This window comes from Streptomyces sp. NPDC058291 (assembly GCF_042880855.1).
Taxonomy (GTDB): Bacteria; Actinomycetota; Actinomycetes; order Streptomycetales; family Streptomycetaceae; genus Streptomyces.
The window spans coordinates 12,779-38,897 of record NZ_JBHVYK010000074.1; the positions used below are offsets into that span (position 1 = coordinate 12,779).

Below are 26,119 nucleotides of genomic sequence, written 5' to 3' on the forward strand. Positions count from 1 at the left end.
TCCTCCTGGTCCGGGTGCGGAGGACGCCCGGGACCGACTCCCCCCACGGTCCCGGGCGCCCTCACCGGCACGCGGTCGGCGTTCCCGGACACCGGGACCGATGCGGGCCTCATCCGACCAGGAAAGGAACCCGACGTGGCGATCGCACCGATCGACCCGTATCCGATGCCCCGGCCCGCCGAGCTGCCGGCCGACTCCGTGTCCTGGAGCGTCGATCCACACCGGGCGGCGCTGCTGGTGCACGACATGCAGCACTACTTCCTCGCCCCCTTCGAGCACGGCGCCCCACCGCACGCCGACCTCCTCGCCCATGTCGCGGCGGTCCGCGAGCGCTGCGCCGGCCTCGGCGTGCCCGTCCTCTACACGGCGCAGCCCGGCGACATGACGCCTCAACAGCGCGGCCTGCTCGCGGACTTCTGGGGCCCGGGCATGTCGGCCGTCCCCGAGGAGCAGGGCATCCCCGAGGTCGTCGCGCCCAGGGAAGGCGACACCGTGCTCACCAAGTGGCGGGCCAGCGCCTTCCACCACACCCCGCTGCTCGAACTGCTCCGTGAGCAGGGCCGCGACCAGCTGATCATCTGCGGCGTCTACGCGCATGTCGGCATCCTGCTCACGGCCTGCGACGCGTTCGCGCACGGCATCCAGCCGTTCGTGGTCTCCGACGCGGTCGCCGACTTCACCCCGGATTACCACCACATGGCGCTGCGGTACGCGGCGTCCAGGTGCGCCGTGGTCCTGCCGACCGCCGCGGTGCTGCAGGCGCTGCCGGCCGCGGACCCCGTTTCGCTGGGAGGGCACTCATGACGTCTTTGGAGGAACTGGCCGCGGGCGGCCGGTCGTTCGCGCTGCTGCAACGGCCCGAGAGCGGCGTGGCGGGTCAGGTGGAGCTGTTGGTGGGCGAGTTCGGCGAGGTCGCGGGCACCGAGCAGTTGCCGGTGCCCGACTTCGGGGAGCCCGACACCCATGAGGTGCTCGCCGTGCTGCCGTACCGGGTGATCGGCGAGCGCGGCTACGACCACCACGACGACGGCGAGCCGGTGCTCGCGATGCCCGTGCGCGAGCAGGCGTCCCTGCCGGTGGAGGAGGTGCTCGACACCGTCCTGGCCTGGCCCGTCGTCACCGACGAGGGACGCTTCGACCTCGACGACGCGGAGTACGGGGAACTGGTGCGCCGGGTCCTCGCCGAGGAGATCGGGCACGGCTCCGGCGCCAACTTCGTGCTCAAGCGGACCTTCTTCACCGAGATCCCCGACTGGTCGGCCCGTACGGCCCTGGCGTTCTGGGGGCGGCTGCTGCGCGGCGAGCCCGGCGCCTACTGGACGTTCCTGATCCACACCGGCAGCCGCACCTTCATCGGGGCGAGTCCGGAGCGCCATGTCAGCCTCGACGACGGCGTCGCCGTGATGACCCCGATCAGCGGCACCTACCGCTATCCCGACGGCGGGCCGACCGTCCCCTCCGTGCTGGACTTCCTCGCCGACGGCAAGGAGACCAACGAGCTGTACATGGTGCTCGACGAGGAACTGAAGATGATGAGCCGTGTGTGCGACGACGCGCACGTGACCGGGCCGCATCTGAAGGAGATGGCCCACCTCGCCCACACCGAGTACCGCATCGTCGGCCACAGCCGCCGCGACGTGCGCGAGATCCTGCGCGAGACGCTGCTCGCCCCCACGGTGACCGGCAGCCCGGTGCAGAGCGCCTGCGAGGTCATCGCCAAGTTCGAGCCGAGCGGCCGCGGTTACTACGCCGGAGTCGCGGCCCTGATCGGCCGGGACGAGCGGGGACGGCGGCGCATGGACTCGGCGATCATGATCAGGACGGCGGGCGTCGACGCGGCCGGCCGGGTACGGATCGGGGTCGGCGCGACGCTGGTGCGCGACTCCGACCCCGCCCAGGAGGCCGCCGAGACGCGGGCGAAGGCAGCCGGCCTGCTGGACGCCCTGAACCGGGTCGCCGAGCAGCGCCGCCCGGCCGGCCTGGAGGCGGACCCGCGGGTCCGGGCCGCGCTCGCGGCGCGCAACGCCCCGCTGTCGCGGTTCTGGCTGGCCCCGGCGCCGGTGCGGCCGGCGACCCGCGACAAGGTGCTGATCATCGACGCGGAGGACACGTTCACCGCGATGTGCGCGCTCCAACTGCGCAGCCTCGGTCACGACGTGACGGTCAGCCGCTTCGACGAGCCGTACCGGCTGACCGGATACGACCTGGTCCTGCTCGGTCCGGGTCCCGGCGACCCGGGCGCGGCGGACCACCCCAAGATCGCGCATCTGCGGGCGGTCACCGGCAGCCTGCTCAACCTGCGCATCCCGTTCGTGTCGGTGTGCCTGAGCCACCAGGTGCTCTGCTCGCTGCTCGGGCTCGACCTGCGCAGGCTGGACGTCCCCCACCAGGGGGTGCGGCGCACGGTCGACCTGTTCGGCGCCGCGGAACCGGTCTACTTCTACAACACGTTCGCCGCCTACAGCGACGGCGATCTGCTGGACAGCCCCCTCGCCCGGGACCTGGTCGAGGTCGCGCGCGACCCGGTGACGGGCGAGGTGCACGCCCTGCGCGGCCCCGGTTTCGCCTCGGTGCAGTTCCACCCCGAGTCGGTGATGACGCTGCGCGGCGCCGCCATTTTGGACCGACTGGTCGCCGGCGCCCTGAGGCCGGCGCCTCACCGAGCGGAGCTGACGGCGTGATCCCCCTGCTCGAACTGTCCGCGGCGCACCCGGTGCACACCGCCTGGCGCGGCCTCCCGGCCGACCAGCAGCCCGCCTGGCCGGACCCGGCCGCGCTGGACGCCGCGGCCGCCACGCTCTCGAGGAGCCTGCCGCTGGTGATGCCCCGCGAGTGCGACACGCTCAAGAGCCGGCTGGCGGCGGTGGCACGCGGCGAGGCCTTCCTGGTCCAGGGCGGCGACTGCGCCGAGGCGCTGGACACGGTCAACGCCACCTCCATCAGCCGGACCGCCGACACCCTGCAGCAACTGGCCAGCGTCTTCGGCTACATGATGTCGCTGCCCGTGGTGACCGTCGCGCGCATGGCCGGGCAGTACGCCAAGCCCCGTTCCCGGGACACCGAGACACGGGACGGGGTGGAGTTGCCGGCGTACCGGGGCGACGCGGTGAACGGTCACCCCTTCACGGCCGCCGACCGCGCCCCCGATCCGCACCGCCTGGTCCGCGCCTACCACACGTCCGCCGCCACCTTGAACCTGGTACGGGCCTACGGCGCGGGCGAGCAGTCCCGGCCCGAGCATGTGCTGACGGCGCTGCGGCAGTTCACCGTCGCCTCCCGGGCCTGCGAGCGCCATGAGGCGCTCACCGAGGAGATCGAGCGGGTCGGCGGCTTCACCGGTACCGGCGACGGCTGGCACACGCCCGGCGAGCTGTTCATGTCGCACGAGGGTCTGCTGCTGGACTACGAGTCGGCGCTGGCCCGCGTCGACGCGGCCACCGGCCGGGCGTACGCCACCTCCGGGCACCTGCTGTGGATCGGCGAGCGCACCCGCCGCCTCGACGGCGCGCACGTGGAGTTCTTCTCGCGCATCGGCAACCCGGTCGCCGTCAAGATCGGTCCGAACACGGGCGTCGACGATGTGCTCGCCCTGATCGAACGGCTGTCGCCGGACGGCGAGCCGGGCCGGCTGACCCTGGTGGCCCGGATGGGCGCCGGGAAGGTGCGCGAGGTGCTCCCCGACCTGGTGGAGAAGGTCACGGCCGAGGGGCTCCCGGTGGCCTGGGTGTGCGACCCCATGCACGGCAACACGGTCAGCGCCCCGAGCGGACACAAGACCCGCCGCTTCGACGACGTCGTCGACGAACTGGTCGGGTTCTTCGAGGTGTTGCGCGGGGTGGGCGCCCATCCGGGCGGGGTGCACCTGGAGCTGACCGGCGACGACGTCACCGAGTGCGTCGGCGGCGGCGCCGGCGTCGACTACTCCGATCTGCCCCGGCGCTACCGGTCGCTGTGCGATCCGCGGCTGAACCGGGACCAGTCGCTCGCCCTGGCCTTCCGGCTCGCCGAACTCCTCGCCGTCGCGCCGGGCGCCGGAGGGGCCCTGCGATGACGGACCTGTGGCTGCTGCCCGAGCCGGCGACGGACGCCTTCGTGGAGCGCATGGGCGGCGATCGGACGCTCGACGAGGAGGAACGCGCCCGCCTCGCACGGATGCCGGCGCCGCGTCGGCGCAGGCAGTTCCGCGCCGGGCGGCTGCTGGCCCGGCACGCGCTGAGCGTGCGCACGGGGCACCCGCCGGACGGCTGGCGGTTCCCGGTGAACGAGCACGGCCGGCCCGAGCCCCGGCCCGGCCGGTACGGGGTGCGGTTCAACGTCTCGCACACCGACGCCCTCGTCGTCTGCGCCGTGACCGACGGCGCGGCCTGCGGAGTGGACGTGGAGGGCCCGATGTCGCCGGATTCGGCCGCCCACGTCGCCCGCTTCTTCTCCCCCGCCGAACGCGCCGAACTGGCCGCCCTGCCGCCGGCCGAACGCGCCGTCCGCACGCGCGAGTTGTGGGTGCTCAAAGAGGCCTACCTCAAGGGACTGGGCATCGGCGGGCGGCGCTCCTTCGACGGGTTCGCCTTCAGCCCGCGCACCGCCGCGGGCATCACCGTGCACGACCCGCAGCAGCCGCACGGCAGCGGTCCCGGCTGGTGGTTCGAACTGCTGCGGCCGACGGCCGGGCACACCCTGGCCCTCGCCGTCGAGGGCGGCCGGGCAGGCGCCGTGCGCCTGGTGGACCTGACCGATCCGACCAGCCTGAACGAACCGATCGTCGTATCGGGCGTCTGACAACCACGGGAGCCTCCCATGAACCGAGACCTGGATCTGACCGTCGCGCTCTTCCCCGGGCAGGGCGCCTACCGCGCGGGCGCTCTCGCGGCGCTGTGGGAGCGCGGCGCGGACGCCGTGCGGGGCACGTTCGAGGTGGTGGACGAGGTCGCCAAGGAGCGACTCGGCCAGGAGGTGTCCTCGGTACTGTTCCAACCCTCCCCGCCCAGCCCCGCCGTGCTTCTTCAACAGGCCCCGGACACGCTTCAGCTGGCGATCTTCGCCACCTCGGTGGCCACGTTCCGGCTGCTGGCCGAGGACGGCGCCCGCCCTTCGGTGCACATGGGGCACAGTCTGGGCGAGGTGGCCGCGCTGACCTGCGCGGGCGCCTACGACCTGGCCGACGCCACCGCGGTGCTGTGCGAGCGGATCTCCGCCGTGCGCGCCCACGACCGCAGGGGCGGCTCGCTGCTCGCGCTGCGCTGCGGCCGGGTGCGGGCCGAGCGGCTCGTGGCCCTGATCGACCACGCCGGTCTCGTGGTGGCCGTCGACAACGCCGACGACCAGACCGTGCTCTCCGGCTCCGCCGACGCCATCGGCATCGCCGAGGCGATCGCCCGGCAGCTCGGCGTCACCGCGACGCCGCTGCGCTCCCCGCATCCCTTCCACAACCCGCTGCTGGCGGGCGCCCGCCGGGAACTGGCCGCCCGCATCGGCGCGTTCCGGCGCCGGGACACGACCGTGCCGGTGTACTCGCCGATCCTCGGCCGCTTCTACCGCGACGGCGACGACCTCGCCGAGCTGCTCGCCCTGCACCTGGTGACCCCGGTCGACTTCCGCACGTCCCTCACCGGACTGCACGCCTCCGGCGCGCGGACCTTCGTCGAGATGGGCGCCGGACGGGTGCTGACGAGCCTGGCCGAGGCGGCGCTGCCGGGCGTGCACACCGTGGCGCCGCTCGCGGGCCGCGACGAGGCGGCGGGCCTCGCGGCGGCGGCCGACGCGCTGCGCGACCCGCTGCGCCGGTCCGCCGCAGCCCTTCCCCTCGCGGATCCCGCGGCCGCCGGACCCGCCGTCGCGGACGATCCGGTCGCGGAGCGTCCGGCCGCCGTCCGGCCCCTCGTCGTCGACCCGGTCGCGGACCCGGTCGCGGAAACCGTCGCTCCGGCGGACCGGGGCCCGGCGAACGACACGCCCCCGTCGGCGGACCGGGACGAACTCGCCGGTCAGGTCCGGGCCTTGTACGCCGAGGCGATGGAGTACCCCCAAGAGGTCTTCACCGACGACGTGCTCCTGGAGGCCGACCTCGGGGTCGACTCCGTGAAGCAGACCGAGCTGCTGAGCCGGCTCGGCGACCGCTTCAGCCTGGGGGCGCCCCCGAGCGGGCTGCGCGTGGCGGACTACGACACCTTCGGCAAGGTCGTCGACTTCGTGGCCGCCGGTGTCGCGGACGGCGCCTTCGCCGAGGGGCCGGCCACCCGATGAGCGACCGTCCGCCCGTGTCGCACGGAGAGTTCGCCGGGCGCATCGCCCTGGTCACCGGGGGCGCCGGAAGCGTCGGCCGGGTGATCGTGGAGCGGCTCGCGGAGCAGGGCGCCACCGTGCTGCTCAACTGCTTCCACTCCTACGACGCCGCCAAGGATCTCGCACGCGGCCTGAACGAACGGGGCCTGGACGTCCGGGTGGTCCGTGCGTCGGTCGCCCGGCCGGCCCAGGTCGAGCGGATGTTCGCCGAGATCGGTGAGGCGCACGGCCGCCTGGACATCCTGGTCAACAACGCCGCGGCGGGCTCCTTCGTGCCGTTCGAGGAGATCACCGAGGAGCTGCTCGACCGGACCTACGCCACCAACGTCAAAGGCCCGCTGTGGTGCGCCCGTTACGCACGCCCGCTGCTCGCCCGGGCGGCCGGGCAGGGCGGCGCCGTGGTCAACCTCTCCTCCCTGGGCTCGACCACGGCGCCGGCCAACTATCTGCCGGTGGGCATCTCCAAGGCCGCGCTGGAGTCGCTGACCCGCTACCTGGCCGCCGAGCTCGCCGAGGACCGCGTCCGCGTGAACGCGGCGTCCTGCGGGCTGATCGACAACGCCGTCGGCCACATGTTCCCGGCCTTCGAGGACGTGAGCGCCAATACCGTCGCGGCGACTCCGCTCGCCCGGCTCGGCAGCCCCGAGGACCTCGCCGAGGTCGTTCTCTTCCTCGCGTCCGAGCGCTCCGGCTGGGTCACCGGGCAGACGCTGCTGGCGGACGGCGGCCTGACCCTGCTGCGCTCGGCGATGTCCCCGACCCCGGTGCTGCCGCAGGCGCCGCCGATGCCCGCGGAGGCGACCGCTCAGGAGACACGAACTCAGGCGGCACAAGCTCCGACCGCCGAAGCTCCGGCCGTGGAAGCTCCGGCCGCCGAAGCGCCGACCCCGGTGGTGACGGCCGACGAGGACCCCATCGCCGTCGTCGGCATGGGCCTGGCCGTGCCGGGCGCGTCCTCGCCGGAGGAGTTCTGGCGACTGCTGCTGGAAGGCGGCGAACTGTTCGTCGAGGCGCCCGCCGACCGGTGGGACATCGCGCGCTTCCACGACGAGGACCGCGCCGCGCCGGACAAGACCTACCAGCGCCGCTCCGGCTTCATCACCTCCTTCCGGCCGCACGAGCGGCTGCGGGAGGAGGGAACGGCCACCGCCGGTCTCGATCACACGGCCCTGTGGCTGCGGCACAGTCTGCACCAGGCGCTGGAGGGCGTCCGGCGCCGCCCCGGCGACCGCTTCTCCTTCTGCGTCGGCTACACCCCCGACGGCAGCCAGCACCTGGAGGAGGCCTTCGTGCTGCGCGCCGCGCTGGACACGCTGGCCGAGGACGGCGACGACGCGGTCCGGGGGCCGCTCGGCGCGGCCCTGCGCAGCCGCTTCCACCGCGGCGACGACCCGTCGGCCGCGTATCTCCCGCACCGCGTCGGCGAGGACGCGATGGCCGGCGTCCTGCCGCCCGACACCCGCCTGCACATGGTCGACACCGCGTGCTCCTCCTCCCTCTACGCGATGGACCTCGGGGTGCGCGACCTGCTGTCCGGGCACAGTGACGTCGCCGTCTGCGGTGGCTCGTTCGCCCTGGCGCCGAGCGGTTCGGTGCTGTTCGCCAAGCTCAACGGGCTGTCCGCGGGCGGCGCGGTGCGTGCGCTGGACGCCGGGGCGGACGGTGCGCTGTTCTCCGACGGCGCGGGTCTCGTCGTGCTCAAGCGGCTGTCGCGGGCCCGTGCGGACGGTGACACGGTCCTCGGGCTGCTCTCGGCGATCGGGTTGTCGGCCGACGGCCGGGGCAAGGCGATCTACGCTCCGGCGCCCGCCGGTCAGGAGCTCGCCGTCGAACGCGCCCTGCGGCGCGGTGGGTTGGCCGCCCAGGACGTGGACTGGATCGTCGCGCACGCCACCGGAACGCCGGCCGGCGACGAGGCGGAGTTCACCGGCCTGCACGCCCGCTACGCCGGCGACCGGCCGACCTACGTCACCTCCAACAAGTCCCTCGTGGGACACAGCGGCTGGGCGGCCGGCGTGGTCTCCGTGATCCATGCGCTGCTGGCGCTGCGCCACGACACGATCCCCGCGCAGTACCGCTTCGAGCGGCTGCCCGAGGCGCTCGACGGGCTGTCCGGGGCGCTGCGCGTGCCGCGGGAACCGGTGCCGTGGCCGGCCCGCCCGGACCGCCCCCGCCGGGTGGCCGTCTCGGGGTTCGGCTTCGGCGGCACCAACGCCCATCTGATCCTCACCGAGGACCACCGGTCCGCCGTGCGTTCCGGCAGCCCCGTCGCGCTGCCCGCCCCCGTGGACGAGGACCTGGTGGTGGTCGGCTGGTCGTCCCGGCTGCCGGGCGATCCGGACACCGCCGCGGTCGCCGCCTGGGCCGCGGGCGAGGGACCCGCTCCCGAGGCGTCGTTCGGCGCCGTCTATCCCGTGCCGCCGTTCCAGGAGCTGCGGATGCCGCCCCCGACGGCCCGGACCACGGACCGCACACAGTTGATGCTCGTCCGCTGCGTCCAGCAACTCGACGACGACGTGCGGGAGTTCTGCCTGAGCCGGCGGCTGACGGCGGGGGTCGTGGTGGGACACACCAACGCGACCCGCAACGCGCTGCTGTACAAGACCCGTGCCTACCTCGACGAGATCGCCCATGTCGTGGCGGGCGCCGAGGAGTCCTCGGTGACGGCGAAGTTTTTGCAGCGGCTCGAGGAGCGGGCCACCGGTCTGATCGCCGCGCCCACCGAGGACTCCTTCCCGGGCGAGATGCCCAATGTCATCGCCGCCCGGCTGTGCAACTACTTCGACCTGCGGGGTCTCAGTCTCACCGTCGACGCCGGCGAGGCCTCGCTCCTGGAGGCCTTCGACGTCGCCGGGCTCTACCTCGGCTTCCAGGAGATCGACGTGGCGCTGGTCGCCGGCGTCAACGGCGCGGCACTGCCCGGCTGGAACGACGCGGGCGGACGGCCCGCCGCCGAGGGCGCGTTCCTGTTCGTGGTGACGCGCCGCTCCCTCGCCGAGGAGGCCGGCCTGCCGGTGCTGGCCGTCATCGAAAGGAGCGCCGCCGCATGAGCGCCGCCGATCGGAACACCACCCTTCTCGGCGCCGAGGGCGCCCGCGAACTGATCGCCTTCCTGACCCGAGCGGACGGGGCGGCCGACGCGGCGGTGCTGGAGCGGCCGGTGCGCTCGGGCGGCCCGGTGCACCGGCTGACGCTGCGCCGCCCCGACCGGGCGCGAGCCGGGTCCGGGGACGGCCGCGGTCCGGCCGCTCCTGCCCGGCCCCGGCTCCTCGACCGGCACGTCCTGCGGCTGGTCCCGGCGCCCGCCGCCCCGCCCCGCGCCGGCCGCGCGGCCCCGGATCTCTTCCCGGCCGGCACCGCCGTCCTGACGAACACCGGCCATCGGGTGCGCGGGACCGACCAACTGCCGCTCGACGACACGCTCGAGGACGCGATCGCCCGATCCCGGCCCCGGCACATCCGCGTCCTGGTCGATCTGCACGGCGAACAGGCGGCCCCCTCGGATGCGCTGCTCGACCTGCACGACGCCGTCTTCCGCACCGCCAAGGCCTGCGTCGAACGCGCGGCCCGGCCGCAGTCGTTCGCCGTGGTGGTGCTCGGCGGGGTCGACGCCGCGCGGGTGCCGCACCCGTGCGCGGGACTGTTCACCGGATTCGTCAAGAGCCTGGCGCTGGAGTGGCCGGACACCTCCGTCATGGCCGTGGTGCACGAGGCACGGGACCTGGTCACCGCCGAGCCGGACGCCGCCCGCGAGACGGAGGACGGACAGCTGCTGCCCGTCGTCTACCACGCGGGGGGCGCCCGGCTGCTGTGGGCGGCCGTCGCCGACCCGGGCGAGCGCGTCGAGCGGCGGGCGCGCACCGGCGACTACACGGTGGTCGCGGCCGGCGGCGCCCGCGGCATCGGCGCCGAGCTGTTGCTCGCCCTGGCCCGCCGGGACCGGCCCCGGCTGCACCTCATCGGCTCCACCGACCCCGACGCCGACCGGGCCGGCCCACGGCTGACCCGCAAGGACTTCATCCGCGCCCGGACCACGGGCCCGGAGGGACTGACCGTGCGCGAGGCCGCCATGGCCTACGACCGGCTCGGCTCCGCCGACGAGGTCCGCGCCACGCTCACCGCCCTGCGGGACCTGTGCGGCGCGGACCGGGTCACCTACCATCGGTGCGATCTGCGCGACGAGGACGAGGTGCGCGGCACCGTCCGCCGGATCACGGAGGCCGAGGAGAGCGTCGATCTGCTGCTCAACATCGCCGGCACGAACCGGGCCGCGTCGGTGGAGCAGAAGCGGCTGAAGGACTTCCGCACGGTCCGCGACCTGAAGGTCCGTTCCTACGCCCACCTCAAGGCGGCGTTCGGCAGCCGGCAGCCGCGACTGTGGTGCAACTTCGGTTCCTTCGTCGGCTTCACCGGCCAGACGGGCGAGACCGACTACGGCGCCGCGAACGACTACTTCAACACCGCCGCCCTGCACCACCGCGCCCGGGGAATCGCGGAGCTCACCCTGGGCTGGACGCTGTGGCGCGACGTCGGTCTGGGCGCCACGCCGCTGATGCGGACCTTCCTCGCCAAAAGCGCCCAGTTCACCGCCATGCCCACGGCCGAGGGCGTCGAACACTTCCTGCACGAGCTGGACCAGGCGCACCAGGGTCACGGGACGCACGTCACGGTGTTCTTCGGGGCCGCCGAACGCGCCGCCATCGAGGCCGCCGTCCCCGGCTACCTGGACTTCTGCCGGAACGCGTCCGGGTCCCGGACCGGGTCGGCCTCGCCCGCTTCCCCCGCCCCCCGGCTGCCCTCGTTCTACGTCGACGACATCGTCGAGCGCGCCCCCGGCCGGCTGACCGTCGTGCGCCGCTTCGGACTGGACCGCGACGCCTATCTGCGCGAGCACGTCGTCGACGGTCGTCCCACGCTGCCCGGCACGTTCGTCCCCGAACTCGCGGCGGAAGCGGCCATGCACCTCGTGCCCGGCCGGGTTCCGGTGGTCGTCGAGGACGTCCGCCTGGAGTCGTTCCTGCGCGTCTACCGGGCCGACCGCGACGAGGTCAAGAAGATCAGGGCGCGGCTGCTCGCCGACGGGCCGCGGGAGTCGGTCGTCGAAGTCGAGGTGACCGGTGACGTCGTCGCGCCTGACGGTCGGCTGCTGGTGAAGGACCGCCGGCACTTCAGCGCACGGGTCCGGTTGCGCGACGAGCCGGTGGCGCCGCCGCGCTGGGAGCACTGGGACGACCACGGCGCCGAGCCGCTGGCCGATCCCTACCACGTGCCCAATCCCGCGGTGCTGCTGAGCGGCGTCTTCGTCTCCACGGCGGGCACCCGCATCCACCCGGGCGGCCGGCGCGCCCACTACGCCCCCGACCGGACCGGCATCGACCGCTGGTTCTCGGGCCTCGTCGTGCCGTCCGTGCTGCTGGACGGGCTGGCCCGGGTGAGCGTCCTGGACCGTGCGGTCCTGCCGGGCCGCGGCGGCGACTGGACCCCGCTCGCCGTGCCGCGCACGATCCGCCGCATCGACCTGTACGGCGGCCACACGGACTCCTCGCTCGCCGCCGCCGGAACGCGGGTGGAGCTCTACTCCCTGCCCGCGCGCCTCGACCTCGAAAGCGGCGCGGCCAACCGGGCCGTGGCGGTCACGGCGGCCGGGGACGTGGTGCTGCAGATCAAGGACATGACCGGAGTGGTGCTCGGCCATGTCCACCAGAGCACCGGCGTCTACCGCGAGCGTCCGCGCGACGCCGGACCGGCTCACCACACGACGGAGCAGGCCCAGGAGGCGACCCCGTGACGCGTCAGAGCACACCGCAGGACCGCGACAGCGCCCTCGACGGCGCCCAGCGGTGCCCGGTGACCCAAGCCGCGGCGGGCGACGCCCCGCCGCCGGAGGCGGACGGGCCCACCGGGCTGCCGCTGGCCTGGCCGGTGGTCGGCTCCACGATCCTCTACGCCGCCGACCCTCCGGACTTCGCGGTGCGCGCGCAGCGCGCCCACGGCACCGTGGTGAAGCTGCCGATGATCCCGCACAACCCCACCGTGCAGGTGACCGACCCGGAAGCGGTCCGGCGGATCCTGCAGGGCAACGCGGACAACTACTGCCGCGGCGCCTACTACGAGGCGTTCCGGCTGTTCATGGGCCACGGGCTGCTGACGCTCGACGACGGCGACTGGCGCGAGCATCGCAAGGTCGTCAACCCCGCCTTCGCGCCGAACGCGATCAGCGCGCGGGCCGCCGAGACCGACGCGGCTCTCGCGGACCTGACGGAGAGGTGGGCCGATCACGCCCGCGCGGGCCGCCCGTTCGACCTGTACGCGGAGTCGATGCGGCTCACCTGCCGGGTCATCGGCCACGCGCTGGTGGGCCGCGACCTCTCCCGGGACGGCGGCGAGTTCGCCCGCGCGCTGTCCGTCGCGCTGGAGGCCATCTTCAAGGAGGTCGGATCCCTGGACAAGCTGGTGCCCTCCTTCCTCCCCACCCCCTACCGGCGACGGGTGCGGCGGGCCCGGCGGACCCTGGAACACGTCATCGCACAGGCCGCCCGGGACGCCGATCAGGGGGCGGGCGGCGAGGTCGCAGCGCTCATCCGCGCCTCCGACCTGCCCGCGGACGCCTTCTGGTCCGACCTCGTGACCCTCATGCTCGCCGGCGTGGAGACGACCGCCCTCGCCCTGGCCTGGACGCTGTACGAGACCGCCCGCCACCCGGAGGTCCGCGACCGGCTGGAGGAGGAGGCCGACCGGAGCCCCGGACTCGACCGGCCCACCCCGGCGGACCTCGACGCGCTGACCTACACGGGCAGATGCGTCGACGAGGCACTGCGCCTGCACCCGCCGGTGTGGCAGTTCCCCCGGCAGACGATCGGCGACGACGTCCTGGCGGGCCGGCGTGTCCCCGCGGGGACACCGGTGCTGATCTCCGTCTACGCCGCACACCGCAACCCCGAGCAGTGGGCGGACCCGGAGTCGTTCGACCCGGAGCGGTTCGGCCCCGAGGCCTGCGCCGAACGCGACCGGTCCGCCTATGTGCCCTTCGGCGGCGGGCGCCGCCAGTGCATCGGCAAGAGGATGGGGCTGGGACTGCTGCGCCAGGCGGTGGCCACGGTGCACGGCCGCTTCCGGCTCACCCTGGTCGACGACGCGCCCCGCAGTGGCGCGTACATCACGCTCTTCCCCAAGGAGGGCATTCGGGTGACGGCACAGGAGCGTCGGCGATGACCTCGACTTCCCCGCCGCCGGCGGACGTCCGGCAGTGGCCTGCGCTGCGTCCGCATCTGTCCGCCTTCGACCCCGAGGCCTTCGTGCGCCCGGTGACCCGGTTCGTCTGGGAACCCGTCGAGGCGCCCCGCCCGGCACCGGCCACGGACGCCCCGCTGGCCGGCCGGAGGATGCTGCTGGTGGGCGAGGAGCACGACCTGGTCGACGCGGTCGGGGCGGCACTTCGGCGGCGCGGCGCCCGCGTGCTGTGCCACACCCGCGACGGCCGGCTCCCGGCCGACGGCTGGGACGGCATCGTCGATCTCAACGTGGTGGGCCGGACCTACGCGTTGGGCGACACGTCGTGGCGGCAGGCGCTCGGCCGCACCACCGAGGCCGTGCACGGCGCGTACGCGCGCTGGGCCGCCGAGCACCGTTACGGCCACCACGTCTACGTGGCCGTCACCCATCTCGGCGGGCTCGGCGGACACGGCGACGCGGTGGTGCCGCAGCCGCTCGGCGGCATCTGGGCCGGACTGGCCAAGTGCCTTCCGCGGGAACTGCCCGCCGCCGCGATCGCCGTGGTGGACGTCGACCGGGCCGAGCCCGAGGTGATCGCCGAGGCGGTGGCCCGCGAGTACGCGCGCCCGGAGGACTTCGAGGTCTGCTACCGCGCGGGACGGCGCCATGTGCTCGCCGGGCGGCCCGCCCCGAGCGCGCCGCCCGGCCGCACGACGGCGCCCGGTCCGGGCGACACGGTCCTCGTCACGGGCGGCGCCCGGGGCGTCGGCTTCGCGGCGGCCCGCGCCTTCGCCGAGACGTTCGGCTGCCGGGTCGTGGTCACCGGACGCGGCGAGCGCCCTCGGCCGGAGGGGCCCGTCGTGCTGGACGACGAGGAGTTCGCCCGGTGGCGCGCTGCGCGGCTGGCCACCGGACGGACGCCGGTGCGGCTGGCCGAGGCACGGCGCGAGGTGCGCCGGGCCGAGGAGAACCGGGCCGTGCACCGCAACCTCGCGGGCGCGGCGGCCGACGGGCTGCGCGTCGACTACCTGCGGTGCGACTGCACGGACGCGGACCAGGTCGAGCGGGTCTTCGCCGAGCTGGGACGGGGACCGACCCATATCGTGCACAACGCGGGGATCGACGAGCCCGCCCGCTTCGACCGCAAGTCGGCCGACGGTGTGGCCCGCACCGTCGACGTCAAGGTCACCGGCTTCGCCAACCTGGTCGCCGCCGTCCTCGCGCGGCCCGAACGCCGTTTCGGGCTGCGGCTGTTGAGCAACGTCGGATCCCTGGCCGGCCGCATGGGCGGCATGGTGGGCCAGGTCGACTACGCGGCGGGCAACGAAGCGCTGGCCAGGCTGGGCTTCTGGGCGCGCGACAACCTCGGGCTGCCCGTGCAGACCCTGTGCTGGCCCACCTGGGAACGGCTCGGCGTCATCGCCAACTACGCGGCCGCCGTGCGGTACGTCTCCACCCTGGATCCCGCCGAGGGGGCCCGGCTGTGGGCTGCCGAGCTGGCCTCGGGGCACACCGGGGAAGCGGTATTCCTCGGCCGTATCGGCGCCGTCCTCTCCCCCGGCCAACTGCGCGGCTTCGGCAGGCTCACGGGCCACCCCGACCTGCCCCGGCTGCACGCTCTGGATCATTATCTGGGTGACGTGGAGGAATACGAGATCTTCCGCATGCTGCGCACCTCGCAGACCCTGACGGCGCGTCAGCAGCCCTGCCTGGGGGAGTTCAGGGTCGGCGGGGAACTCGCCGTCCCGGTAACCGTCGTCGCCGAGTTCGCGGTGGCCGCGGGCGACTGGGTGGTTCCGGAGGGCTGGCCCCTGCTGCATCTGCGCGAGTTGCGCGCGTTGCGGGTGCGGCTCGCGGGGCTGCGGTTCAGCGGCGACGCGCTCACCCTGCGCCGCGAGGCGCGGGGGGCGCGGCGCGACGGCGAGTGGTGCGTGGACGTCACCGTCCGCGACGCGGCCGGAGGGGACGTCGCGTCCGTGACCCTGGTCTACGGCGAGCAGCCTGCGGGAGGCCTGCCGGACCCCGGCGCCGACGCGTGCGACGACGGCCCCGCGGAGCGTGCGCAGCGGCGGCACGCCGGCCTGCTGGACTGGGCGGGCGTGGTCTTCCCCGAGACCCCCGAGGGCGACGACACGGTCCCCGGGGTCCTCCCCGCGGACCTGTGGACCGTGCCCTTCCCGCCCTCCCCCACGGTCGATCCCGCGGCCGTCGAGGCGCTGGTCCGCGCCGCCGACCGCGACTCCCCCCGGGCCGCCCCGGGCACCCTGTCCGTCCGCCGCCTGGTCGTCGCGCCCGGCGCCCAACGCGTCCGACGCCTGCGCCGTGAAGCCGGGTCGGACCGCTGGACGGGCGTCCGCGAGGGCGTCGCGGTCCTGCTCGCGGAGGGAGTGGCGATCTCGGGCTGAGGCCGCCGGCACGGGTCGACGCCACCGCCCGTCCACAGGCGACGCACAGCGGGCCCGGATCGGGGATCCGGGCCCGCTTTCTGTCTGCGAACGTTTCGCTGCCGGCTCAGCCGGCCCGCCACCCGGCCACCGCGGCACCCAGCATCCGCTCGTAGGAGTCGGCGATCGCCAGCCCCGGCGGCTCGTTGCCGGACAGTTCCAAGGACACCAGCCCATGGGCGGTCGCCCAGCAGGCCAACGCCACGACCTCAGGACCGAGCTCGGTGGAGAACTGCCCGTCGCGCTGTCCGCGGCGCACGGCGTCGACGAGCGGCTGATACATCTCCAGCATCTCGCGCTGCCCCGCCTCGGCGGGCTCGAACCGGGCCAGGCTGTCCGAGAAGAGAATCGCGTAGAGATGGGGATTCGCGAGTGCGTACTGCCGGTAGGCGATCCCGAGGCGGATCACGTCGCGTGCGGGGTCGTCGGTCGGATGGACGGCGGCCAGCCGCACCACGAAGAGCCGGGCGGCCTCCTCGTAGAGGCTGGCCAGGAGTCCGGCCTTGTTGCCGAACAGCGAGTAGACGGCCGTGGTGGAGGTCTTCGCCTCTGCTGCGAGCTGCCGAAGACTCAGCGCGGCGGCGCCCTGGTCGAAGACCGTGGCAGCCGCGCGGTTGATGAGCCGCAGACGGAGCGCTTCGTCATGAGTCTTGAGCCTGGCCATTCCCCAACAGTATGACAACAGCGTTACGAAGGGGCGCTGACATCACGTCAGGCTGTTGTCAGATCACGACGGATCCGCGGACACAACCCCTCGGAGAGAATTTTTTCGGGGCAAAGCCACAGGTCATGAGGGGTAACCGCGAGTCCACCCGGTTAGACAGTGTGCAATAGACCTGGAGCGAGCAATGAAAACGCTGTTACGGTTGCCGCGACGCCGGTCTCCCGCCGGCGCGCGGCGCTCGCCAACTACCCCTAGGGAGAACCATGTTCGAGGCGCTGGGGCGATTCCTCTTCCGCAGGCGCAAGCCGCTCCTGGTCCTGACATCGCTGTTCGCCGTCCTGTCCGGTCTCTACGGCGTCGGTGTCTTCGGCGACATGAAGCCCGGCGGGTTCGAGAACCCGGGGTCCGACAGCCGCAAGGCGGCGCAGCTCGCCGAGCGGGCCTTCCCGCAGCGGGCGCCAGATGCCGTGATCGTCTACCGCGACCGGACGCGCACGGTCGACGACCCGGCCTTCCAGAAGTCGGTCACCGACACCGTGCAGGCCCTGCCGAAGTCGTCGGTCACCGGATACTCGACCTTCTGGATGACCAAGATGCCGGCCCAGGTCAGCCATGACCGGCACGCCACCTATGTGGCGATCAACCTCCGCGGCGGCGACGACAACGCCAAGGAGAAGTCCTACAAGGCCATAGCGGACAAGCTCGACGCACCGGGTCTGCAGACCGAGCGCGGCGGTCCGGTGGCCACCGGCCACCAGGCCAGCGACGAGATCGGCAAGGACCTCGGCGCGGCGGAGGGCCTGTCCTTCCCGGTGCTGTTCGTGCTGCTGGTCGTCGTCTTCGGCGGTCTGGCCGCGGCCGGCCTGCCGCTGCTGGTCGGCGGGCTGGCCATCCTCGGCTCGATGGCGGTGCTGCGGGTCATCGCGCAGTTCACGGACGTGTCGGTGTTCGCCATGAGCCTGGTGTCGATCCTGGGCCTCGCGGTGGCCATCGACTACGGCCTGCTGATCGTGAGCCGCTACCGCGAGGAGCTGGAGCGCGGCCACAGCGGCGAGGAAGCCGTGGCCCGCACGGTCGCCACCGCGGGCCGCACGGTCGTCGTCTCCGGCATCACGGTCGCGGTCGCCCTGGCCGGCATGACCTTCTTCCCGTTCGGCTTCCTGAAGTCCATGGCGTACGGCGGCGTGGCCGCGGTCGTGCTGTCGGTCCTCTTCTCGCTGATCGCCCTGCCGGCGATGCTCGGCGTGCTCGGCTCGAAGGTCAACGCCCTGTCGCTGCGCCGCAGGACGAAGGCGCCGCGCCAGGAGGGCCAGGGCCCCTGGTACCGCCTCGCGCAGGGCCTCATGCGCCGCCCGGTGCTCGTGGCGCTCGGCACGCTGGCCGTCCTGCTCGCGCTGGCCACGCCGTTCCGTCACGTCGAGTTCGGCATCAGCGACGCCCGGCAGCTCCCGAACAGCTCCGAGGGCCGGCAGGTCCAGAACGCCCTGGACCGGGACTTCGACAGCGACGCGGTCAAGTCCATCGACTCGCTGCTGGTCCTGAAGTCGGACGCCACGTCCCCCGGGCAGGGCGCCGCGCTGCAGGCGTACGCCGAGCGGCTGGGCCACACCGAGGGCGCCACCGGCGCGAAGATCACCGGTGCGTCCGCCACGACCGCCCGCGTCTCGGTCACCTTCGACGGCCCCGAGGTCTCCGGCCCGGCGCGCGACCTGGTGAACCGGCTGAAGGACGTGCCGCCCCCGGCGGGCGCCCAGGCCTACTTCGGCGGCCAGACGGCCGTCTTCGACGACACCCTGGACGCGCTCGGCGAGACGCTGCCGTGGATGCTGCTCTACATGGCGGTGGCGACGTACATCCTGCTGTTCCTGTCCTTCGGTTCGGTGCTGCTGCCGCTCAAGGCGATCCTGATGAATCTGCTGTCGCTGTCCGCGACCTTCGGCGTCGTGGTGTGGATCTTCCAGGAGGGCCACCTCGAGGGCCTGATCGGCTTCGACTCGACGGGCAACATCGAACCCAACATGCCGATCATGCTGTTCGCCCTGATCTTCGGGCTCTCCATGGACTACGAGGTGTTCCTGGTCTCCCGGATCCGGGAGCAGTACGACACGCTCGGCGACAGCACGGCCGCGGTGGCCTCCGGGCTGCAGAAGATCGGCCGTCTGATCGTCAGCGCCGCGCTGCTGATGTGCGTGCCGCTCGCGGCCATGGCGACCAGTGGCGTGCTGATGATGAAGCTGTTCGGCGTCGGCATGGTGTTCGCGATCCTGGCGGACGTCGCCCTCGTGCGGATCCTGCTCGTGCCCGCCGTGCTGAAGCTGATGGGCAGGTCCGCCTGGTGGGCTCCGGGCCCGCTGGCCAGGTTCTACGGCAAGTTCGGCATCAAGGAGTCCGACGACGCCCCGGAGCCGAAGAACCCCGTTCCTGTGGCGGGTTGAGCCTCGCGGTGGCGAAGTGCCGTGTCTGACACGGCACTTCGGCTCCGGAAAGCGACGCCTCGCCGCCCGCGCCCGCGCTGGGCCCTTGACGCGCATCAGCGGTGGGTGGGTACTGTCTCCCGTTAGACACCGTCTAACGCCTGTCCGATCGAAGCGCTTGGAGGCCCGCATGCCCGCGGGAAAGACCGCACTCGGCGCGATCCTCACGCCGATCAGGGGAAAGCTGCGCTGGGCGATCGCAGCGCAGGCGGTGGCGGCCGCCGTCGGCGTGGTGCCGTTCGTCGCCGTCGCCGAACTCGGCCGGATCCTGCTCGGCGACGGCGAGGACCGCACGTCACGTGCCTGGACGGTCACCGCGATCGGCGCGGGCGCCCTGCTGATCAGGCTGATCGTCGCGCTCGTGGCGGGCGGGATCTCCCATCTCGCCGACAACGCCCTGCAGTTCCACATCCGCCGCTCACTGGTGGACCGCCTGGGACGGGTGCCGCTGGGCTGGTTCTCGTCCCGCAACTCCGGCCAGGTCAAACAGGCCGTGCAGGACGACGTCGACGCGATGCACCATCTCATCGCCCACTCGATGCTCGACATCACGACCGCGACGGTCGTGCCCGCCACGTCCCTGGCGTACCTCTTCTGGATCGACTGGCGGATGACCCTGGTGGTGATCGCCCCGCTGCTGGTCGGACTGACGCTGTACAGCGCCACGATGGCCGGCCTGGCCAAGAACCTCCCCCGCTACGAGAGCGCGATGGCCCGCATCAACGGCAGCGCCGTCGAGTTCGTGCAGGGCATCGCCGTCGTCAAGACCTTCGGCCAGGCCCGCCGGGCGCACCGCGAGTTCGCCGAGGCGGCCGACGACTTCTCGGCGTTCTTCCTCACGTGGGTGCGCTCCACCCGGTTCTCCAAGGCGGCGGCCGAGATCGTCCTGTCGCCGGTCGCGGTGCTGGTGGCCACGCTGGCCGGGGGCGCGGTGTTCGTGACGCGCGGCTGGCTCGACGCGGTGGACCTGCTGCCGTTCGCGCTGCTCGGGATCGGGCTGACGGCGCCGATCCTGTCGTTGTTCTACGCGGGTTACGAGCTGCGGATCGCGCGGGGCGCGGCCGAGCGGGTGGCCGGGATCCTGGACACGGAGGAACTGCCCGTGCCCCCCGAACCGCGCAGCCCGGCCGACAACCGGGTCGTCTACCGGGGCGTGCGCTTCTCCTACGACGGCGAGCAGGAGGCCGTGGCCGGCGTCGACCTGGAGCTGGCGCCCGGCACCGTCACCGCGCTGGTCGGCCCGTCCGGTTCCGGCAAGAGCACGCTGGCCGCGCTGCTGCCCAGGTTCTTCGACGTCACCGGCGGTTCGATCAGCCTCGGCGGTGTCGACACCCGCGACATGGCGCTCGAGGACCTCTACAGCCGCGTCGCGTTCGTCTTCCAGGACGTGCGACTGGCCCAGGACACGATCGCGAACAACATCCGCATGGCGCGCCCGGACGCCGATCCGGCCGAGGTCCGCGCCGCGGCCCGCGCGGCCTGCGTCGACGACGTGATCGAGGCGCTCCCGCGCGGCTACGACTCGGTGATCGGCGAGGACGCGCGGCTGTCCGGGGGCCAGGCGCAGCGCGTGTCCATCGCCCGGGCGCTCCTCGCCGACACCCCGGTCATCGTCCTCGACGAGGCCGCCGCCTATGCCGACCCGCACTCCGAGGCCGCCGTGCAGGACGCGTTGTCGGAGCTGACCCGGGGCCGGATCGTGCTGATGATCGCCCACCGGCTCTCCACCGTCGTCGGCGCCGACCAGATCGTGGTGCTGGAGGAGGGCCGGGTCGTCGAGCGGGGCCGGCACGCCGCGCTGGTCGCGGCCGGCGGCCGGTACGCCCGGATGTGGCACGCCCATGAACGTATGCCCCGGTGGCAGCCGCACGGCTCCGCGTCCGTGGAGGCCGGCACGGCGGGAGGAGTCAGCTGATGATCCGTCAACTCATCGACGTGGTGGGCCCCGAGAACGCCCGGGCGCTACGCCGGATGCACGTCGCGCTCGTGGTGGGCGCGGTGCTGCAGGGCGTCGCCTTCGCGCTGCTGGTCCCGGTGCTCGAGGCGCTGTTCGGGAAGCACCCGGACGACGTCTGGCCGTGGCTGTGGGCCCTGCTGGCGGTGGCCGCGCTGTACTGCGCGGCGTACTTCTGGAGTCTGCTGATCGGGTTCGAGGCCGGCGCCGCGCTGGCCAGGATCCTGCGTCACCGCATCGGTGACCGGGTGGCCGAACTGCCGCTGGGCTGGTTCGCGCCGGAGCGCGTGGGCCAGCTCGGCCAGCTCGCCACCAAGAGCGTGATGGACGTCATGGGCGTGCCGGCGCATCTGCTGCGCCCCCTGGTGACGAGCTTCGTGACCCCCGCGACGGTGGTCGTGCTGATGTACCTGTTCGACTGGCGGCTGGCTCTCGCGGCCACGCTCACCGTCCCGTTGATCGTCCTCGTCTACCGGTGGAGCACCTCGCTGACCCGTCGCGCCGACGCCGCCCGCACCGCCGCCCGGACCGTCACCGGCGGCCGGGTGGTGGAGTTCGCCCAGCTGCAGCCGGTGCTGCGGGTGTTCGGCCGGGGCGAGGCCCGCCGGGGCGCCCGGCTCGACGACGCGCTGCGTACCCAGACCGAGGCCTCCCGCCGGGTGCTGGTCACCGGAGTCCCGGGCCTGGTCGGGTTCGCGCTGGTGATCCAGGCGGCCTTCACCGCCGTCCTGGTGACCGGCGTCTACCTGGCGCTGGACGGCAGCCTGGACGCCGCCGAACTGCTGGCGCTGCTGGTGCTGGCGGTGCGGTTCACCGAGCCGATCTCGGAGACCGCGGTGCTCGGCTCGACCCTCAACACTGCGCGCGCCGCTCTGGCCCAGGTGGCCGACCTGCTGGCGCAGCCCACGCTGCCGGAGCCGAGCGCCCCGCGGGTCCCCGCGGGCAACGATGTCGCGTTCGAGGGCGTCGGCTTCGGCTACGACGGCAAGCAGGTGCTCCGCGACGTGTCCCTGACCCTGGCCGAGGGCACGATGACGGCGCTGGTCGGGCCCTCCGGTTCCGGCAAGACGACGGTGAGCAAACTCATCCCGCGCTTCTGGGACGTGGACACCGGCGTGGTGCGCGTCGGCGGGGTGGACGTGCGGGACGTCGATCCCGAGGTCCTCATGGCCCGCGTCTCGGTGGTCTTCCAGGACGTCTACCTCTTCGAGGGCACCGTCCTGGACAACATCCGGGTCGGGCGCCCCGCGGCCACCGACGCCGAGGTCCGGGAGGCCGCCCGACTGGCCCGGGTCGACGAGATCGTGCACCGGCTGCCGGACGGCTGGGACGCCCGGGTGGGCGAGGGCGGCGCACTGCTGTCCGGCGGCGAACGGCAGCGGGTGTCGATCGCCCGGGCGATCCTCAAGGACGCCCCGATCGTGCTGCTCGACGAGGCGACCGCGTCACTCGACCCGGAGAACGAGCGGGCGGTGCAGGAGGCGCTGAGCGCGCTGACCGCCGGTCGCACGCTCCTGGTCATCGCCCACCGGCTGCAGACCGTCGCCGCCGCCGACCAGATCCTGTTCCTGGACGAGGGCCGGATCACCGAGCGCGGCACGCACGAAGCGCTGCTCGCGGCAAACGGACGCTATGCCTCGTTCTGGGCCCAGCGCAGCCGCGCGCTGGGGTGGAGTCTGGCCGGAAAGCGTTCCTGACTGACTTTCAGTCGACAATGAGAAAGCGGTCTCTCCGGGCAATCCGGGGAGACCGCTCGGCGATGGTCGAAACATGGACCACGAGAAGGCCACGTGAATCGCGCCACAGCGCAGCGATATCACCGGCGGCGGCGATGCCAGGATTGCCCGATTCCCCTTCCTCTTTCCCTTCGGCATTCCTCGATAACCGGAGACGCCCAGGTAGTTGAAATGTTCAACTCGGTGTTACAAGACAACTACTACTCCGGTCATCCACCGGTCTATACTCGCCAAAGCTCGATGGAAAAGCGGACGCAAACACCTGGAGTATGCGGCGTATTGGCGGCTTCGACTGCGGAATGTTGAATTCCACTCACCTTCACACGCCGACTGCGCCGGCCCTTCAAAAGTCCAACGTTGAAGTATGTCGGCGGCTTCGGAAACGCGTCGCAAGATGGCCGAATCTCAATTCCACCGCGGGGGCGGGAACAGATGTCAACGAGCGATTCTTTAGACTGGCCGATAACAGCCCGGGAGACCGAGCTGCAGACCCTGGGCAGCGCCATCGCGGACCGCGGCGGAGCGCTGCTCGTGGGCGCACCGGGGGTGGGCAAGAGCGTCCTGCTGTCGGCCGCGCTGCGACAGGCGGGCGAGGAGGGCCGCACCGTGCTGTGTGTCGGCGGAGCCGGCTGGAACAGCGGTCCGCGCACGCGGGGGTTCGGCTCGCTGAGCGAGTGCCTGGAGGCCGTACAACTCGCCTCGGCGGAAAGCAGGGGCGGGGAGCGGCCCCTGATCGGGATCGACGACGTCCACCTGCTCGACACCGCCGCCAGCCTCCGCCTGCACCTCCTGGTCGCGGCGGGGTGCCTGACGGTGGTGGCCACGGTCAGGCAGGACGCCCCGACCCCGGCCGGCGTGGACAAGCTCTGGGTGGAGCGGCTGGTCGAGCGCGTCGAGGTGACGCCGTTCGACCGCAGTGCGATGGACGGCGTGCTGCGGGCCCGACTGGGCGGGCACACCGACACCACCACGCTGGAACGCCTGTGGGCCGCCACGCACGGCAATGCCCTGATGCTGCGCGAACTGGTCGAACACGCCCTGGAGGACGACTCGTTGCGGTGCGTCGACGGCATCTGGCGCTGGCCCGGACTGACCGAGGCCCCCGGCAGACGGCTCTCGGACGTCATCCGGCTGGGACTGCGCGACCTCGACCACGACGAGCACGAACTCGTCCACATGCTCGCCGTCGCCGAACCGCTGGAGGCCGAGATCGTCGCCGCGGCGGGGCTGTCCAAGGCGGCCGAATCCCTCCATCTGCGCCGCATCGTGAGTGTCGAGCGCAGCCGCTCACGCGTCCGGCTGCGCCTCGCCGTGCCGCTCAGCCGCGTCGTGGTGGCGTCCCGCATGTCCGACCTCACCGCCGCGCGACTGCGCCGCGAGGTCGCCGACGCCCTCGAACGCTCGGGCGCACGCCGCGACGAGGACGTGCTGCGAATCGCCTCACTGCGCATGGACGCGGGGCTCGTCCCCGAGCGGGAGCAGCTGCTCACCGCGGCCCCCATCGCCCTGCGGCGCCGGGAGTTCCCGCTCGCCGAACGCATGTGCCTGCTGGCCCTCGAGGACGCGCCGTCCGATCTGGACACGGCGCCGCTGCCCGGTCCCGCTCCGGACTCCGCCGACTACGGCAAGAGGCTGCGCCGGCTCGTCACTCGCGCGGCGCGCAGTCAGGAGCACGCCCAACAGGGTGTCCGTGCGGCCCTGCTGCTCGGCCGGGTGCTCGTCGGCAGGAACCGGCCCGCCGAGGCGGAGACGGTCCTGGCGGCCGCACTGGAGTCCGGTGTGAGCGTGCCGCTCGACGAGCACATCAGCGCCGTGCACACCCGCGTGACCAACATGACGTGGAGTCTGCGCCGCGTCGAGGAGGCGAGCGACCTCCTCGACCGCGCGATCGCGGCCGTCGGCGCGGAACGCGCCGGGGTGCTCCACGGCACCCGCGTGATGATCGCCGTCACGCTGGACCGGCTGCACGAGGCCGTCGCGCTCGGCCACAAGGCGCTCGCCATGGACTCCTCCGACGTCCAGCTCGCCCAGACGGTCGTCCCCACGGTCGCCTTCGCCCACGCCGAACTCGGCGACCCGGCGGCCGGGTTGGAACTGCTCGACCGCTACCAGGACGCGTCCGAGGACTGGGACGCCGACGCCCGGCTCCTCGCCGACTCCGTCTCCGCGCGCTGCTCCTCGCTCCTCGGCCACCTCAGGGCCGCCGCCGCGGCCCTGGACGCGGTGCACCGCTACGACCCCGGGCACGGCCGCCCGGTGCTGCTGCAGGCCCTGCTCGACCGCTGCCGCCTGCTGCGGATGCTGGGCCAGCCCCAGCAGGCCGTCGCACTGCTGCGGGGCGCGATCGCCTCCGAGGCGGCCCACGCCTACCCGGTCGACAGCGCCTGGCCGCTGGCCCAACTGGCCGGCGCGCTGGCCGAGTCGGGCAACCACGCGGAGGCGGTGCGCACCCTGGTCGAGATGCGCTCGCTGCGCGGCGAGGGCGGCGCCTCCGCGATCACCGAGGACGAGATCGCCTACGAGAACGCTCTGCTCGTCGCCCACACGGGCGACCACTCCGCCGCGGCGGCGCAGGCCGTGACGCTGGCCGAGCGGGCCGCGGCCTCCGGTCGCACGGTCCGGGCGGGCGCCGCGCTGCTGCTGGCCGCCCGCCTCACCGAAGGCGCCGCGGTGCGCTACCCGCACCGGGCCCTGCTGCGCGCGGCCCGCGCCAGCGGCGGTCTGGTCGCCGTCTTCGCCGACTACACCGAGGCCCTCGCCGACGGCGACGGCGCCGCGCTGACGGAGGTGTCCCGGCGGCTCGCCGACATGGGCGCGGCGCCGCTGGCGAGCGAGGCCGCGGCCCAGGCCGCCCGGGTGTTCCGGGCTTCGGGACAGTTCGGCAGGAGCCGCAAGGCCTGGGCCTCGTGCCAGGAGCTGCTGCGCGGCTGCGGCACCATGCTGCCTCCGTGGCTGGAGGGGGACGTGCGGCAGGAGCGCGATTCCGCCTCGCTGACCCCCCGGGAGCAGGAGGTCGCCGTGCTCGCGGCGGCCGGGATGTCCAACCGCGACATAGCGGATCGGCTGGTGGTCTCCGTGCGCACGGTGGAGAACCATCTGCACCGCATTTACCACAAGCTCGGGATCACGGCCCGCAACGAGCTGCAGCGCGGCCTGGACAAGCTGCTCGGGCGGTCGCGGGAGGGCGGCCGGATGCCGGCGCTGCGGTTCCTGGGGGCGGGCTCGGAGAACGTCGCCTAGGGCGGGTGACGGCGGTGGCCCCCGCGGGGCGGTGAACCCGCGGGCCCCCCCCGTGGGGCCCCCCCCGGGGCCCCCCCCCCCCCGCCCCCCCGGAGCCCCCGCCCCCCCCAATAAAC

Annotated in this window: 14 protein-coding genes; 13 read left to right on the forward strand and 1 reads right to left on the reverse strand. The window is 73.4% G+C overall.

Going from position 1 to position 26,119, the window contains the following annotated elements; translation table 11 throughout:
- Positions 1-135 precede the first annotated feature (135 nt).
- From ACFVYK_RS29125 to ACFVYK_RS29165, 9 genes are read left to right on the forward strand one after another with little or no spacing between them, the layout of a single operon-like run.
- Positions 136-804 carry an isochorismatase family protein gene (locus ACFVYK_RS29125; protein WP_389779168.1) on the forward strand — a complete coding sequence of 223 codons (669 nt, stop codon included), beginning with the start codon at positions 136-138 and terminating at the stop codon, positions 802-804.
- A complete protein-coding gene (locus ACFVYK_RS29130; RefSeq protein ID WP_389779170.1) occupies positions 801-2,681 on the forward strand; it encodes an anthranilate synthase family protein in 1,881 nt (626 codons plus the stop codon). The genes ACFVYK_RS29125 and ACFVYK_RS29130 overlap by 4 nt, the downstream gene beginning before the upstream one ends.
- Positions 2,678-4,051, forward strand: a complete 1,374-nt coding sequence (locus ACFVYK_RS29135) for a 3-deoxy-7-phosphoheptulonate synthase (RefSeq protein WP_389779171.1) — start codon at positions 2,678-2,680, stop codon at positions 4,049-4,051. The genes ACFVYK_RS29130 and ACFVYK_RS29135 overlap by 4 nt, the downstream gene beginning before the upstream one ends.
- On the forward strand, positions 4,048-4,776 hold the full coding sequence (locus ACFVYK_RS29140; RefSeq protein WP_389779173.1) for a 4'-phosphopantetheinyl transferase family protein: 729 nt from the start codon (positions 4,048-4,050) through the stop codon (positions 4,774-4,776). Before ACFVYK_RS29135 ends, ACFVYK_RS29140 begins: the two co-directional genes overlap by 4 nt.
- 18 nt (positions 4,777-4,794) lie before the next feature.
- A complete protein-coding gene (locus ACFVYK_RS29145; RefSeq protein WP_389779175.1) occupies positions 4,795-6,240 on the forward strand; it encodes an acyltransferase domain-containing protein in 1,446 nt (481 codons plus the stop codon).
- Positions 6,241-6,254: 14 nt separating this feature from the next.
- Entirely contained in the window at positions 6,255-9,329 is a 3,075-nt protein-coding gene (locus ACFVYK_RS29150; protein ID WP_389779177.1) for an SDR family oxidoreductase, read from the forward strand.
- The gene (locus ACFVYK_RS29155; protein ID WP_389779179.1) at positions 9,326-12,067 is read left to right on the forward strand and encodes an SDR family NAD(P)-dependent oxidoreductase; all 2,742 of its coding nucleotides are present in this window, start codon (positions 9,326-9,328) and stop codon (positions 12,065-12,067) included. Before ACFVYK_RS29150 ends, ACFVYK_RS29155 begins: the two co-directional genes overlap by 4 nt.
- The gene (locus tag ACFVYK_RS29160; protein WP_389779180.1) at positions 12,064-13,491 is read left to right on the forward strand and encodes a cytochrome P450; all 1,428 of its coding nucleotides are present in this window, start codon (positions 12,064-12,066) and stop codon (positions 13,489-13,491) included. The genes ACFVYK_RS29155 and ACFVYK_RS29160 overlap by 4 nt, the downstream gene beginning before the upstream one ends.
- A complete protein-coding gene (locus ACFVYK_RS29165) occupies positions 13,488-15,896 on the forward strand; it encodes an SDR family NAD(P)-dependent oxidoreductase (RefSeq protein ID WP_389779182.1) in 2,409 nt (802 codons plus the stop codon). Before ACFVYK_RS29160 ends, ACFVYK_RS29165 begins: the two co-directional genes overlap by 4 nt.
- Positions 15,897-16,002: 106 nt before the next feature.
- On the opposite strand, the gene ACFVYK_RS29170 is transcribed toward ACFVYK_RS29165, so the two are convergent.
- A complete protein-coding gene (locus tag ACFVYK_RS29170; RefSeq protein ID WP_389779184.1) occupies positions 16,003-16,599 on the reverse strand; it encodes a TetR/AcrR family transcriptional regulator in 597 nt (198 codons plus the stop codon).
- 263 nt (positions 16,600-16,862) lie between these two features.
- Here ACFVYK_RS29170 and ACFVYK_RS29175 point away from each other — a divergent pair, with 263 nt between their 5' ends.
- From ACFVYK_RS29175 to ACFVYK_RS29190, 4 genes are all read left to right on the forward strand, one after another.
- Positions 16,863-19,034, forward strand: coding sequence for an MMPL family transporter (locus ACFVYK_RS29175; protein ID WP_389779186.1), 2,172 nt, complete (start codon positions 16,863-16,865; stop codon positions 19,032-19,034).
- A gap of 169 nt (positions 19,035-19,203) precedes the next feature.
- Complete coding sequence (locus ACFVYK_RS29180) at positions 19,204-20,988, forward strand: ABC transporter ATP-binding protein (protein ID WP_389779188.1); 1,785 nt, start codon at positions 19,204-19,206, stop codon at positions 20,986-20,988.
- The gene (locus ACFVYK_RS29185; RefSeq protein ID WP_389779189.1) at positions 20,988-22,724 is read left to right on the forward strand and encodes an ABC transporter ATP-binding protein; all 1,737 of its coding nucleotides are present in this window, start codon (positions 20,988-20,990) and stop codon (positions 22,722-22,724) included. Before ACFVYK_RS29180 ends, ACFVYK_RS29185 begins: the two co-directional genes overlap by 1 nt.
- A 471-nt stretch (positions 22,725-23,195) precedes the next feature.
- Positions 23,196-26,003, forward strand: coding sequence for a LuxR C-terminal-related transcriptional regulator (locus ACFVYK_RS29190; protein ID WP_389779191.1), 2,808 nt, complete (start codon positions 23,196-23,198; stop codon positions 26,001-26,003).
- The last annotated feature ends 116 nt before the right edge of the window (positions 26,004-26,119 follow it).